Below are 14,154 nucleotides of genomic sequence, written 5' to 3'. Positions count from 1 at the left end.
GTCCTGTACAAACCGCGGCGAAGTCTAGTCCCTGCACCTGGGAACGCCGAATGCGGCACAGATCACGTTCGGATCACGGCTGATCGGGCGTGGCAGAGAACAGATCGGGCGCGACAGGAACATCAGTGCCAAATGTACCATTCGGTGGGGTACGCCCCAGGTGCCGCCAGGCCGCCTCCGTCGCCACCCGGCCTCGCGGCGTGCGGGCGAGCAGCCCCGCCCGGACCAGGAACGGCTCGCAGACCTCCTCGACCGTGTCCGGCTGCTCCCCCACCGCCACCGCCAGGGTGGACAACCCGACGGGCCCACCCCGGAACGAGTCGACCAGCGCGGTGAGCACGGCCCGGTCCAGTCGGTCCAGCCCGAGCGCGTCGACGTCGTACACCGTGAGGGCGGCCCGGGCGGTCTCCACGGTGACCACGCCGTCGGCGCGGACCTCGGCGAAGTCCCGCACCCGGCGCAGCAGCCGGTTGGCGATCCGGGGGGTGCCCCGGGACCGGCCGGAGATCTCGACGGCGCCGTCGTCGGTGATCGGCACGCCCAGGATCCGTGCCGAGCGACGCAGCAGCACCTCCAGGTCGGCCGGGGAGTAGAAGTCCAGGTGCGCGACGAAGCCGAACCGGTCCCGCATCGGCCCGGTCAGCAGGCCGGACCGGGTGGTCGCGCCGACCAGGGTGAACGGCTCCACGTCCAGCGGGATGGCGGTGGCCCCCGGCCCCTTGCCGACGATCACGTCGACCCGGAAGTCCTCCATCGCGCTGTAGAGCAGTTCCTCGGCCGGCTTGGCTATCCGGTGAATCTCGTCGATGAACAGCACGTCGCCCTCGGCGAGGCTGGTCAGGATCGCCGCCAGGTCCCCGGAGCGTTCGATCACCGGACCGCTGGTCACCCGGAGGCCGGCGCCCAGCTCGGCCGCCACGATGTTCGCCAGGGTGGTCTTGCCCAAGCCGGGCGGGCCCGACAGGAGGATGTGGTCCGGCGGGGAGCCGCGCCGCATCGCGCCCTGGAGCAGCAGGTCGAGCTGGTCGCGGACCCGGTGCTGGGCGATGAACTCCGCCAGCCGCTTCGGCCGGACGCTGGCCTCGGCGTCCAGCTCGGCGTCGTGGACGTACGCCGAGACGAGGTTGCCCTCGGGGCCCGTCATCGGGTCCGGCCGAGGAGGCGGATGGCCTGCTTGAGCAGCACCGGCACGGGCGGGGGCGGCCCGTCGACGGTCTCCGCCACGGCGGCGACCGCCTGGTCGGCCTGGCCGGCCGTCCAGCCGAGCCCGACCAGGGCCTGGCGGACCTGCTCGGGCCAGGCGCCCCTGGTCACCCCGGCCGCGCCGTCGGCGCCCACCGGCACCGGGCCGATCCGGTCGCGCAGCTCCAGCACCAGGCGCTCGGCGCCCTTCTTGCCGATGCCCGGCACCCGGGTCAGCGCCGCCGTGTCGGCGTTGGCGACCGCCCTGCGCACCGCGTCCGGGGTGTGCACGGCGAGCACCGCCTGGGCCAACCGGGGGCCCACCCCGCTGGCGGTCTGGAGCAGCTCGAACAGCTGCTTGGCGTCGTCGTCGGCGAAGCCGTAGAGGGTGAGCGAATCCTCCCGGACCACCAGGCTGGTCGCCAGCCGGGCTGGCTGGCCGACCCGCAGGTCGGCGAGCGTGCCGGGGGCGCAGTAGACCGCCAGGCCCACCCCGCCGACCTCGACCACGGCGTGGTCGGGGCCCGTCGCGGTCACCGTGCCGCGCACACTGGCGATCATCGTGCTCCTCCTCGTCGTACCCGGTCGGCCGCCTCGGCCAGCTTCGAGCGGGTGCCACCGCGCCAGATGTGGCAGATGGCCAGCGCGAGCGCGTCGGCCGCGTCAGCCGGCTTAGGCGGCTCGGCCAGCCGCAGCAGCCGGGTCACCATGGCCGTCATCTGCGCCTTGTCCGCCTGGCCGGACCCGGTCACGGCAGCCTTCACCTCGCTCGGGGTGTAGGTCTGCACCGGCAGGCCGGCCCGCGCCCCGGCGAGCACCGCGATCCCGCTGGCCTGGGCGGTGCCCATCACGGTGCGGACGTTGTGCTGGCTGAACACCCGCTCCACGGCGACGGCATCCGGCTGGTGCTCGGCGACCAGCTCGGTGAGCGAGCGGTCCAGGTGCAGCAGGCGCAGCGGCAGGTCCTCGCCCGGGTCGGTTTGGACGACGTAGTAGGCGACCAGGGTGCAGGGCCGGCCGGGCATTCCCTCGACCACACCGACCCCGCAGCGGGTCAGCCCCGGGTCGACGCCGAGCACGCGCACGCCGCCTCCTCCCCCAGCCGCCAGCAGTACGTGTGTTCGACACCCTACTGGCCGCCCCGGACACCCGCCGCCGGGGACACGCCGACGGCCGGCCGCAGCGCCCGGGGCTCCGGCGGCGACCGGGGGCCGGGGCCCTGAGGTCGTCAGCGGGCCCGGATGCCGTCCAGGACGCCGTCGACGATCCGGCCGGGCAGGGAGTCGTCGTCCAGGTCGGGGTTCCAGCGCAGCATCCGCTGCACCAGCATCGGCCCGGTGAGCAGGGCCATCACCACCTCGATGTCGAGGTCGGCGCGCAGCTCACCGCTACGCACCCCCCAGCGGAGCACCTCGCGCATGAGCTGCCGGCGGGGCTCGATGATGTTCTGGTAGACCCGGAAGTGGTCCGGGCTGCGGTTCACCTCCGGCACGAGGCAGGGCATGATCTTCGCGGCCCGGGGGTCGACGTTGTGCCCGATCGCGCCGACCAGCAGCACCAGGTCCTCCCGGACGGAGTTCCCGGCAGGCTGCGGGAGGACTCCCTTGAGGCGGCGCAGCGCGTCGAGCATCAGCGCCTCCTTGCCCGACCAGCGCCGGTAGATGGTGGCCTTGCCCACCCCGGCCCGGGCGGCGATGCCCTCGATGGACAGCGCATCGATCGTGCTGCCCTCGGCGAGCAGGTCGAGAACGGCCTCCACGATCGCCTCGTCCGCGCGGACGCTCCGCGGTCTGCCGGGCGACCGCGGAGCGTCGGCGTTGGAAGTCATGTCCGACATTCTTCCCTTACCTATGCGGTTCCGGCCAACTCCGGTTTCCCGGCCGCCGGCGTCGCGACCGGTGGCTGCCCGTGATCCCGGCCGGGCATCCAGCGCAGCGCGACCACGATGCCGAGCGCGGCGACCGCCGCCGAGAGGGCCGCGGCCCAGTGCATCGCCGAGACGAAGGCGTGGTCGGCCGCCGTGACAAGCGCCGGCCCGGCCGGGCCGAGCTGGCCGGCCGCGGCGTACGCCCCGGAGATCGACTCACCCGCCGCCTCGTGCGCCGCCGCGGGCAGGTCCCGCAGGGCCGGGGCGACGTCCTGGCGGTACAGCGCGGACAGGACCGAGCCGAGCACGGCCACGCCGAGTGCGCCGGCGACCTGCCGAACCGTGTTGCTGACCGCCGAGCCGACCCCAGCCTTCTCCCGGGGCAGCGCCGACATGATCGACTCGGTGGCCGGCGGCATGACGTTCGCCATCCCCGTGCCCTGGAGGAAGAAGCACACCAGGACCACCCAGAGCGGGGTGCTGGCATCAATGAACGCGAACGCCCCCAGCGACACCACGGTCAGCGCCAGGCCGACGATCGCGACCGCCCTGCCCCCGTACCTGCGGACCATCGCCGCGCTGCGCGGGGCGAAGATGAGCTGCGCCGCGGCGAAGGGCAGGAAGAGCAGGCCGGTCTCCAACGGGCTGTAGCCGCGGACCAGCTGCAGATAGAACGAGCTGAAGAACATCACGCCCATGGCGGCGAAGAAGATCAGCCCGACCAGCGCCACCGGCGCGGCGAACCGCGGCACCCGGAACAGCCGGACGTCCAGCGACGGGTGGTCGCTGCGCAGCTCCAGCACCACGAACCAGGCCAGCACGGCCAGGCCGCCGACGATCGACACCCAGACCAGCGGCCGGTCGAAGCCGTGCTCGCCGCCGTCGATGATGCCGTAGGTCAGCGCGACCAGGCCCACCACCGACAGCAGCACGCCGGGGACGTCGACCCGGCCCGGGTCGGGGTCGCGCGACTCGGGGACCAGCAGGGCGACCAGGAGCACGCCGAGCACGACGACCGGCACATTGATCAGGAAGACCGAGCCCCACCAGAAGTGCTCCAGCAGCGCGCCGCCGAGGATCGGGCCGATCGCCACGGCCAGGCCGACCGCGCCGGCCCAGATGCCGATCGCCCGGCCCCGCTCCCGGGGGTCGAAGACGTTGGAGATGATCGACAGGGTCGCCGGCATGATCGCCGCGCCGCCCAGGCCCATCAGCGCGCGGGCCGCGATCAGCTGGGCCGGGTTCTGCGCGTACGCGGACAGCAGCGAGGCGAGGCCGAAGAACACCAGGCCGGCCACCAGGAACCGCTTGCGCCCGGCGCGGTCGCCGAGCACGCCGAAGGTGAACAACAGGCCGGCGAAGACGAGGGTGTAGGAGTTGATGGACCACTCCAGCTCGCCCTGGCTGGCGCCGAGACCGTGTACCGGGTCGGCGAGGGTACGCAGGGCGACGTTGAGGATGGTGTTGTCGAGGACGACGACGAGGAGGCTGATCACCAACACCCCGAGGATCGCCCACCTCCTCGGGTGTCCGGTGTTCTCGTGAAGCTGCATGGCCGGCTCTCCCCCGGGTCCACCCGCGACGCAATTACGAAACGGGCCATACTCGTAACCTGAGCGAGCTTAAGCGAACCTTTTTCGATACGGAACCGCCCCGTATCCCATGTGCCCCACCTCACACCCTCTGCGCCAACTCCCAACCCCCACCCCCGCAGCCCTCACGGCCCTCATCCGGTGATCAAGAGGTTTGCGCCAGATAGGGCTCCGAATCTGACGCAAACCTCTTGATCACCGGGCAAAGGCGGTGCGTGGGTGGGTGGGTTTGGGGGATTTGGGGGGTTTGGGGGTGTGGCCGGGGGCACCCGGGTGGCGGAACATCGGGCGGGGCGGGGTCGTTACACATGGCAGACGATCGAGTAGCGCACACCGCTGCTGAGCTGCCCGGACCCGTGAACCCCCGAGCCCCGAGGGGCGCCGGGTGGGAATGCGGGTCAGCCGCCGGTCGTTACACCTGGACCCGCCACCAGCACCCCCCGGTGCAGTGAGCCAGGACTGATCTTTTGGGCGCCTCGACGTGGTGCTCACACCCCTGTCCCTTCCCCCGGGACGGTGTGTGTCGACCCCCGATTGGAGTCACCCCCATGAACACGATCATGCGTAAGAGCGTTCTCGGTATCGCTGGTCTGGCCTTCGCCGGTGGTGTGTTCGCCGGCCCGGCCACCGCCCACGCCACCCCCACCACCGAGTCGACCCCGACCGCCGTCGCCGTGCAGGCCGACAAGCCCGGCGTCGACAAGGCCACACTCATCCCCCACGGTGTGCAGGGCAAGCAGTCCCGCATCGACCTCGACGACGAGCAGACCGCCAACGTGAAGGCCATCATCGCCGCCACGAAGAAGGCCGGCCTCGACGAGCGGGCCGCCGTGATCTCCATCGGCACGTCCCTGCAGGAGTCGAAGCTGGAGAACCTGGGCCACCTGGGCGACCGCAACGACCACGACTCCCAGGGCCTCTTCCAGCAGCGCCCGACCTCCGGATGGGGCACCCCGGAACAGATCACCGACCCCGAGTACTCCACCCTCGCGTTCCTCAAGGGCCTCAAGCAGGTCGACGGGTGGCAGGACATGCCGCTGACCGAGGCCGCGCAGACCGTCCAGGTGTCCGCCTACCCCGACGCGTACGCGCAGTGGGAACAGCAGGCCGCCGACCTCGTCACCCAGCACTGGAACAGCTGACCCGGACTTTCCACCACAAGGGGGATCGCTGGCCGGCACCGACGACTCGGTGCCGGCCAGCGGCACATCCACACCAGCGGCCGGCGCCCCGACACGGGTGCCGGCCGTCGGCATACCCGGGGCGGGGTGCGGCCAGCCCGAACAGCTCGGACCCGCCTGCGCTCCGCCTTGACAGGTGCCCCTAGGGTGATCACCCACTCCCCTCGAAAGGAGCCGAGCGGATGCCCTTCGGCTTCACTGTTGCGATCATCTTTGCCATCGCCCTGGCGATCTCCGGCCTGCTCGCGCTCGCCGCTCCGAGCAGGTCGACGAAACGGACCGCCACCCTGGCGACGCTCGGCTGCCTCGTCGGCGCGGTGGTGTTCCTCGTCGGCTCCAGCGCCCACTCCGTGCCGATCCGCTCGGTCGGGATCGTCACCAGCTTCGGCAAGCCGACGGGCAAGGTCACCGGCTCCGGCCTGAAGTGGGTCGCCCCCTGGCAGAAGGTCGGCGAGTGGGACGCGGGCCGGCAGAAGTACGACCACATCGGCGGCGACCACTGCGTCCGGGTCCGCACCGGCACGCTCGCCGACGCCTGCGTCGAGGTGCTCGTCGAGTGGCAGGTCAAGCCGGAGAACGCGCCGAAGCAGTTCATGGACTACAAGGGCGACTTCGACAGCTTCCGGGGCCAGCGGGTGGGTGTCCAGCTCGACAGCGCCGTCAACGACGCCTTCGCCAGCTACAACCCGCTGGAGAGGATCGACGCCAACACGGGCAACCTGAACGTGGCGCTGAAGCCCTTCGCGGAGAGCATCAAGACCAGTGCGGAGACGCGGCTCTCCAGCGACGTCGACATCCTGTCGGTCACGATCACCCGGGTCAACCACGACGACAAGACCGAGGGCAACATCAAGGCCTTCCAGGACAAGCTCGCCCAGACCCGGAACCTGGAGCAGGACCGGAAGAACGCCGCCATCCAGAAGCAGATCACCGAGACGAACGCGAAGGTCGACAAGGTGTCGCGGTGCCTGGAGATCGCCGAGCGCAACGGCAGCAACCCCGGCCTCTGCATCAACCCCGGGATCATCACCGGCGCCAAGTGACGGCCGGCCGGCGCTGACCCCGCCCGGGTTCAGCCGGTCAGCGCGTCCAGTGCGAGGTCGACGTCGCCTTCGGTCGAGTAGACGTGGAAGGACGCCCTGACCCGGCCGGCGCGGACCGCCGCCCGGACGCCGGCCCGCTCCAGCCGTTCCGCCGCGCCGGGCACCTCCACGGTGACGATCGCGCTCTCCCCCGGCGGCCGGCCCAGCCCGGTGAGGAACCGGTTGGCCAGCGCGACGTCGTACGCATGCACGGCCGGCACGCCGATCTCGGCGACCAGTTCCAGGGCAGGGGCCGTACCGACCCAGCTGAACCAGGCCGGCGAGATGTCGAACCGGCGGGCGTCGTCGGCCAGGCGCAGCGGCGGGCCGTAGTAGGAGGCGTGCGGGTCCTCCCCCGCGTACCAGTTGGCGGCGTCGGGACGCAGCCGCTCACGCAGCGCGGGCGCCAGGTAGGCGAACGCCGAGCCGCGCGGAGCCATCAGCCACTTGTACGCCCCCACCACGACCACGTCGGCGAGGCCCGCGTCGAACGGCAGCCAGCCGCACGCCTGGGTGGCGTCGACGGCGACGAGCGCGCCGTGTGCCCGGGCCGCCGCGACGATCTCGTCGTACGCGGCGACCGCGCCGTCGGCCGACTGCACCAGGCTGAACGCGACCAGGTCGGTGTCGGCGTCTATCGCGTCGACCAGCCTTGCCGGCGGCACCGTGCGCACCCGCACGCCCCGCTCGGCCTGCACCAGCCAGGGGAAGAGGTTGGAGGTGAACTCGACCTCCGGGACCACGACGGTCGCGCCGGCGGGCAGTGCGGCGGCGACCGGGGCCAGCAGTTGGGAGACCGTGCTGCCGACCGCGACGTCGGCGACCGACACCCCGACCAGGCCGGCGAAGGCGGCCCGGGACCGCTCGGTGGCCCGCCCCCAGCCCTCCCACGACGTACGCCCCGCCCGCCAGTCGGCCATCGCCTCCTGCACCGCGTCCCACGCCGGCTCGGGCGGCAGCCCGTAGCTGGCGGTGTTCAGCCAGCCCGGCTGCGGCTGCCACAACTTCTGTGCCTGTGCGATCTCCACCCCGCCGACGCTATCCACCCGCGCCGCGTGCGGGGACGGCCAATTCAGCGCTCGCGGCCTGCCGGGCCGGCGGGTCAGTCGAGGCGGTCGGCGCGGCGAAGCAGGTACCGCCACTCGACCTGGTTGCCCGTCAGGGTGGCCGCCTCGCGGTACAGCGTCGCCGCACCGGCCGCGTCGCCGGTCATCTCGCGCAGGTGGGCGCGCACCGCGCGTTCCCGTTGCCGGGTCAGCGGTTCCTGATCCAGCCGGAAGCGCCGGTTGAGGTCGTCGAGCAGGGACAGCCCCCGGACCGGACCGTACGCCCTGGCCACCGCCACCGCCCGACTCAGCCGTACCGGCGCGGTCGGGTTCAGCCGTTCGAGCCACAGGTACAGCGCCGCGATCTGTGGCCAGTCGGTGCTCTCCGGCGACGCGGCGGCGGCGTGCACGGCCGCGATCGCCGCCTGCAACTGGTACGGGCCCACCTCGCGCCGACTCCAGACACTGTCGATCAGCTCGGTGCCCTCGCGGATCAGGCCGGGATTCCACCGCGTCCGGTCCTGCTCGTCCAGCGGCACCAACTCGTCGTCGCGGCCGGTACGGGCGGCACGCCGCGACTCGGTGAGCAGCATCAGCGCGAGCAGTCCGGTGACCTCGGCGTCGTCCGGCAGGGAGTCGCGGAGCATCCGGGTCAGCCGGATCGCCTCGCGGGTCAGGTCGACGCGGGCGAGTTCGGCACCGGCGGAGGCCGTGTAGCCCTCGTTGAACACGAGGTAGAGCACCTGCGTCACGGCGTCCATCCGACTGTGCCGGTCGGCGTCGGTCGGCGGGGTGAAGCGGGCGCCTGCGCGGGCCAGTTGCTGTTTGGCGCGACTGATCCGGGTGCCCATCGTGGCTTCGGACGTCCCGTGGGCGTGCGCGATCTCGGCGGTCGTCAGACCCCCCACCGCGCGCAGCGTGAGGGCCACCTGGGAGGTGCTGCTCAGCGCCGGATGGCAGCAGAGCAGCAGCAGGGTGAGGCTGTCGTCGGTCTCCGGCGGAGGGCACGCCCGGCGGACCGGTTCCCGCATGGCCAGCTCGGCCGCGCCGACTTCCCGCTCGCGCCGGCGCCGGGCCTGGTCGGAACGGAGCAGGTCGACCATCCGCCGGTAGCCGATCCGGATCAGCCAGCTGCGCGGGTTCTCCGGCACGCCGTCGACCGGCCACGCCCGACTCGCGGTGAGCAGCGCCTCCTGCACCGCGTCCTCGGCGACGTCGAAGTGACCGAAACGCCGCACCAACGCGCCGAGCACCTGCGGCGCCTCGGTGCGCAGCAGGTGCTCGACGTCCGCAGTCATGCCGGTCCCCCGTTCGTACCCTCTCTCGATCCTCTGCTCGCGCCGGGCGCGGGCCCGCACGGGTGGGTCATGCCGTGAAGTCCTCGCCCATGATCGGCCGGACCTCGATCGGCTCACCCAGCACCTCGACGATCCGCGAGGCGATCTCGACGGCCCGTTCCCGGCTCGCCACGTCGATGACGGCGAAGCTGGCCAGGACCTCCTTGAGCTCGGCGAACGGTCCGTCGGTGGCGACCACGCCGGCCGGGGCCGGGCGGACGGTGGCGCTGACCACCGGGTGGCCGAGGCCCTCGCCGGCGACGAACTCGCCGGTCTCGGTCAACTCCCGCTCGAACCTCTGATACGCGGCGAACGCGGCCATCGCCTCGTCGGACGGCACGTCGGCGGTCGCGGCGTCCCAGGCGGCGGTCGGCGTGTAGCTGAGCAGCAGGTACTTCATGGGTCCTCTTCCTGGTCGGGGGTGGATCGACGGTACGTGGGGTCAGGCGGAGCGGCGCAGGACGGTTCCTGCCGCTAACTCGTGGCCGGACCCGGGATCTCGACACGACCGGGCAGTGCTCGGGGTCACATCCGGCGCGGGTCGAGACCCGCGGGTCGCCTCCGAGGTACCGGCAACAACCCACCGAGGAGGACGAGATGTCTGAGACCCAACAGCCGAGCGCCGAACTGAAGGCCCTGGACCGCCTGGTCGGCACCTGGACGGTCACCGGCGGCGCCGAGGGCACCGTGACGTACGAGTGGATGGAAGGCGCGTTCTTCCTGCTCCAGCGCGTCGCGCTCACCCAGTTCGGCCAGCCCGTCACCGGCCTGGAGGTGATCGGCAACTTGCGCCCGTTCGGTGAGCCGGCGAGCGTGGACGTGGTGTCGCGGTTCTACGACTCCACCGGCAACACCCTCGACTACGTCTATGAGCTGACCGGCGACACGCTGACCATCTGGGGCGGCGCGAAGGGCAGCCCGGCGTACTACCTGGGCACGTTCAGCGCCGACGGCACGACGGTCGCCGGCGAGTGGGTCTACCCCGGCGGGGGCGGCTACCCGTCGACCATGACCCGGGTCTGACCCCCGCCCGCCCCGCCGGCCGGTAACAGCGCACGGCTCCGGAAGGAGACCATCGCGCCCCGGCCGGCGGGGCCGTCGGCCGGGGCCCTGTCGCCGGGCACCCGTCGCCGGGTGACGGGGTGACGTTGGCCGGGGTCAGGTGACGTTGGCCGGGCCGAGGACGCTCTTCAGGTCGCCCATCAACGCCGTGGTGGCGGCGACCCGGAACGGCCCGAGCCGCAGCGTGGTGGTCTTGCCGCCGTTGAGCAGCTTGACGTGCACCTCGGTGTCGCCGGGGTGCAGCACCAGGGTCTCCTTGAGCTGCGCCACCAGCGGGGGCGTGCACCGGTGCACCGGGATGGTGAGGGTGACCGGCTTGCTCCCCGGGTTGCTGCTGACGTCCGGGAGCTGCATGTCCATCGCCATGATGCGCGGGGTGTCGTCGCGGCGGTCCACCCGCCCCTTGACCACCACGATCGCGTCCTCGGCGATGTACTGGCCGATCACCTCGTACGTGTTCGGGAAGAACAGGGTCTCCACGCCGCCAGCGAGGTCCTCCAGGGTGGCCGAGGCCCAGGCCCGGCCCTGCTTGGTGACCCGCCGTTGCACGCCGGAGAGGATGCCGGCGAGGGTGACCACCGCACCGTCGGGGACGGTGCCCTCCTCGGACAGGGAGGCGATGGTGCAGTCCGCCGCCGCGCCGAGCACGTGTTCCAGGCCGAACAGCGGGTGGTCGGAGACGTACAGGCCGAGCATCTCGCGTTCGAACGCGAGCTTGTCCCGCTTGTCCCACTCGGCCTCGCCGATGGTCGGCATGACCGTGGTGCTGCCGGTGCTCTCGGTGTCGCCGAAGCCGGCGCCGAACAGGTCGTACTGGCCGACGGCCTCCTTGCGCTTGACGTCGGCGTACGCGTCGATGGCGTCGGCGTGCACGGAGAGCAGGCCCTTGCGGGGGTGGTGCATCGAGTCGAACGCGCCGGCCTTGATCAGCGATTCGATGGTCTTCTTGTTGCAGACCACGGCGTCGACCTTGGAGAGGAAGTCGTAGAAGTCGCCGTACTCGCTCTTCTCCTGGCGGCAGCGCATGATCGCGGCGACGACGTTCGCGCCGACGTTGCGGATCGCGGCGAGGCCGAACCGGATGTCCTTGCCGACCGGGGTGAACGGCCCGGCCGAGGTGTTCACGTCGGGCGGGAGGACCTGGATGCCCATCCGCCGGCACTCCGACAGGTAGAGCGCCATCTTGTCCTTGTCGTCGCCGACGGAGGTGAGCAGCCCGGCCATGTACTCGGCGGGGTAGTGCGCCTTGAGGTACGCCGTCCAGTAGGAGACCAGGCCGTACGCGGCGGAGTGGGCCTTGTTGAAGGCGTACCCGGCGAACGGGACCAGGACGTCCCACACGGCCTGGATGGCCTCGTCGGAGTAGCCGCGCTCGCGGCAGCCGTCCCGGAACGGGACGAACTCCTTGTCGAGGATCTCCTTCTTCTTCTTGCCCATCGCCCGGCGCAGCAGGTCGGCCTGGCCGAGGGTGTAGCCGGCGAGGATCTGCGCGGCGCGCTGCACCTGCTCCTGGTAGACGATCAGGCCGTGGGTGGGGGCGAGGATCTCCCGCAGTGGCTCCTCCAGCTCCGGGTGGATCGGGGTGATCTCCTGGAGGCCGTTCTTGCGCAGCGCGTAGTTGGTGTGTGAGTCGACGCCCATCGGGCCGGGCCGGTACAGCGCCAGGACGGCGGAGATGTCCTCGAAGTTGTCCGGCTTCATCAGCCGCAGCAGCGACCGCATCGGCCCGCCGTCGAGTTGGAACACGCCGAGGGTGTCGCCCCGGGCCAGCAGCTCGTACGCGGGCTTGTCGTCCAGCGGCAGGCCCAGCAGGTCGAGTGCCTTGCCGTGGTTGAGCTGGATGTTCTTGACGGCGTCGTCGATGATCGTCAGGTTGCGCAGGCCGAGGAAGTCCATCTTCAACAGCCCGAGCGACTCGCACGTCGGGTAGTCGAACTGGGTGATGATGGCCCCGTCGGCGTCCCGGCGCGTCAGCGGGATGTGCTCGATGATCGGCTCGGCGGACATGATCACGCCGGCGGCGTGCACGCCGGTCTGCCGGATCAGCCCCTCGATGCCCTTCGCGGTGTCGATCACCTTGCGCACGTCCGGGTCCGACTCGTACAGGCCGCGGATCTCGCCGGCCTCGGCGTAGCGGGGGTGCTTCGGGTCGAAGATGCCGGTGAGCGGGATGTCCTTGCCCATCACCGCCGGGGGCATGGCCTTGGTGATCCGGTCGCCGACGGCGTACGGGAAGCCGAGCACCCGGGCCGAGTCCTTGATCGCGGCCTTCGCCTTGATCGTGCCGAAGGTGGCGATCTGAGCGACCTTGTCCTCGCCCCACTTGTCGGTGACGTACTTGATCACCTCGCCGCGCCGACGCTCGTCGAAGTCGATGTCGACGTCGGGCATCGAGACACGCTCGGGGTTGAGGAACCGCTCGAAGATCAGCCCGTGCAGGATCGGGTCCAGGTCGGTGATGCCCATCGCGTACGCGACGAGGGAGCCGGCGGCCGAGCCCCGGCCCGGTCCCACCGCGATGCCCTGGTTCTTCGCCCACTGGATGAAGTCGGCGACCACGAGGAAGTACGACGGGAAGCCCATCTGGATGATGACGCCCAGCTCGTACTCGGCCTGGACGACGTGGCCCTCGGGGATGCCGCCGGGATAGCGGCGGGCGAGCCCGGCGAAGGTCTCCTTGCGGAACCAGGACTCCTCGGTCTCCCCCTCGGGGACGGGGAAGCGGGGCATCAGGTTGTGGAACTCGAACATCCCGGTCGGGTCGACCTTCTCGGCGACCAGCAGGGTGTTGCGGCAGCCCTCCAACCACAGCTCGGAGGAGTCCACGGCGCGCATCTGGTCGGCGGACTTGATGAAGTAGCCGCCGCCCTCGAAGCGGAACCGGTTCGGATCGGCGATGTTACTGCCGGTCTGCACGCAGAGCAGGACGTCGTGCGCCTCGGCCTGGGCCTCGTGGGTGTAGTGCGAGTCGTTGGTGACCACCGGCGGGATGTCGAGCTTCTTCCCGATCTCGGTGAGCCCCTCACGGACCCGGTGCTCGATGCTCAGCCCGTGGTCCATCAGCTCCAGGAAGTAGTTCTCCTTGCCGAAGATGTCCTGGTAGGCGGAGGCGACCTTGAGTGCCTCGTCGAACTGGCCGAGCCGCAGCCGGGTCTGCACCGCGCCGGAGGGACAGCCGGTGGTGGCCATGATCCCCTCGGCGTGCTGGGAGATCAGCTCCATGTCCATCCGGGGCCACTTGACGTAGTGGCCCTCCATCGAGGCGCGCGAGTTGAGCGTGAACAGGTTGTGCAGGCCCGTCTTGTTGGCCGCCCACATCGTCTTGTGGGTGATCGCGCCGTTGCCGGAGATGTCGTCGCTCTTCTGCTCCGGCCGGCCCCACTTCACCCGCGCCTTGTGGTACCGCGACTCCGGCGCGACGTACGCCTCGACGCCCAGGATCGGGGTGATCCCGGCGGCCATCGCCTGCTTGTAGAAGTCGTTCGCGCCGTGCATGTTGCCGTGGTCGGTCATCGCGACCGCCGACATGCCGAGCCGGCCCGCCTCGGCGAACAGGTCCTTCAGCCGGGCCGCGCCGTCGAGCATCGAGTACTCGGTGTGCACGTGCAGATGCGCGAACGAATCGCCCATGCGAGCGCCCCCCCGGGTCGGATCATGGGTCGGCCGGACTGGCCGGGCACCACCCTACCGAGGCGACCGGGCCGGCTCCACCGTCCGCGCCGGGGGTGGTGGCCCGTGTCTCCACCGGTCACCCCGGACGAGCCTCGACCGGGAACAACGATGTGCCGGGAGACAATACTGTGTG

At 71.4% G+C, this 14,154-nt stretch carries 12 protein-coding genes; 3 read left to right on the top strand and 9 right to left on the bottom strand.

What is annotated here, in order from left to right:
- Positions 1–73 precede the first annotated feature (73 nt).
- From ruvB to OG617_RS25190, 5 genes are all read right to left on the bottom strand, one after another.
- Complete coding sequence (gene ruvB, locus OG617_RS25210) at positions 74–1,144, bottom strand: Holliday junction branch migration DNA helicase RuvB (protein WP_405095441.1); 1,071 nt, start codon at positions 1,142–1,144, stop codon at positions 74–76.
- Positions 1,141–1,743: a Holliday junction branch migration protein RuvA gene (gene ruvA, locus OG617_RS25205; protein WP_396683850.1), complete on the bottom strand. Its 603-nt coding sequence runs from the start codon at positions 1,741–1,743 to the stop codon at positions 1,141–1,143. Before ruvA ends, ruvB begins: the two co-directional genes overlap by 4 nt.
- Positions 1,740–2,267 (bottom strand): crossover junction endodeoxyribonuclease RuvC, encoded by a 528-nt coding sequence (gene ruvC / locus OG617_RS25200; protein WP_396683848.1) that lies wholly within the window; start codon positions 2,265–2,267, stop codon positions 1,740–1,742. The genes ruvA and ruvC overlap by 4 nt, the downstream gene beginning before the upstream one ends.
- Positions 2,268–2,410: 143 nt before the next feature.
- The gene (locus OG617_RS25195) at positions 2,411–3,019 is read right to left on the bottom strand and encodes a TetR/AcrR family transcriptional regulator (protein ID WP_405095440.1); all 609 of its coding nucleotides are present in this window, start codon (positions 3,017–3,019) and stop codon (positions 2,411–2,413) included.
- A gap of 11 nt (positions 3,020–3,030) precedes the next feature.
- Positions 3,031–4,602, bottom strand: coding sequence for an MFS transporter (locus OG617_RS25190; protein ID WP_405095439.1), 1,572 nt, complete (start codon positions 4,600–4,602; stop codon positions 3,031–3,033).
- Between the two features lie 587 nt (positions 4,603–5,189).
- On the opposite strand from OG617_RS25190, the gene OG617_RS25185 reads away from it, so the two are divergent.
- Both OG617_RS25185 and OG617_RS25180 read left to right on the top strand, forming a co-directional pair.
- Positions 5,190–5,783 (top strand): hypothetical protein, encoded by a 594-nt coding sequence (locus OG617_RS25185; protein WP_405095438.1) that lies wholly within the window; start codon positions 5,190–5,192, stop codon positions 5,781–5,783.
- Between the two features lie 221 nt (positions 5,784–6,004).
- Positions 6,005–6,865, top strand: coding sequence for an SPFH domain-containing protein (locus OG617_RS25180; protein WP_405095437.1), 861 nt, complete (start codon positions 6,005–6,007; stop codon positions 6,863–6,865).
- Positions 6,866–6,894: 29 nt separating this feature from the next.
- On the opposite strand, the gene OG617_RS25175 is transcribed toward OG617_RS25180, so the two are convergent.
- The 3 genes from OG617_RS25175 to OG617_RS25165 form a co-directional block, all read right to left on the bottom strand.
- Positions 6,895–7,932 carry an aminotransferase class V-fold PLP-dependent enzyme gene (locus OG617_RS25175; protein WP_405095436.1) on the bottom strand — a complete coding sequence of 346 codons (1,038 nt, stop codon included), beginning with the start codon at positions 7,930–7,932 and terminating at the stop codon, positions 6,895–6,897.
- Between the two features lie 74 nt (positions 7,933–8,006).
- Positions 8,007–9,248: an RNA polymerase sigma factor gene (locus OG617_RS25170; RefSeq protein WP_405095435.1), complete on the bottom strand. Its 1,242-nt coding sequence runs from the start codon at positions 9,246–9,248 to the stop codon at positions 8,007–8,009.
- A 67-nt stretch (positions 9,249–9,315) separates the two neighbouring features.
- Positions 9,316–9,687 carry a YciI family protein gene (locus OG617_RS25165; protein WP_405095434.1) on the bottom strand — a complete coding sequence of 124 codons (372 nt, stop codon included), beginning with the start codon at positions 9,685–9,687 and terminating at the stop codon, positions 9,316–9,318.
- Positions 9,688–9,884: 197 nt separating this feature from the next.
- Here OG617_RS25165 and OG617_RS25160 point away from each other — a divergent pair, with 197 nt between their 5' ends.
- Positions 9,885–10,310, top strand: coding sequence for a hypothetical protein (locus OG617_RS25160; RefSeq protein WP_405095433.1), 426 nt, complete (start codon positions 9,885–9,887; stop codon positions 10,308–10,310).
- Positions 10,311–10,445: 135 nt separating this feature from the next.
- On the opposite strand, the gene dnaE is transcribed toward OG617_RS25160, so the two are convergent.
- Entirely contained in the window at positions 10,446–13,979 is a 3,534-nt protein-coding gene (dnaE, locus tag OG617_RS25155; protein ID WP_405095432.1) for a DNA polymerase III subunit alpha, read from the bottom strand.
- Positions 13,980–14,154 lie beyond the last annotated feature (175 nt).

Source organism: Micromonospora sp. NBC_01412 (assembly GCF_045040215.1).
Lineage (GTDB): Bacteria > Actinomycetota > Actinomycetes > Mycobacteriales > Micromonosporaceae > Micromonospora > Micromonospora rubida.
The sequence above is the reverse complement of the archived record's forward strand: the minus strand, read 5'-3'. Positions and strand labels throughout refer to the sequence as shown.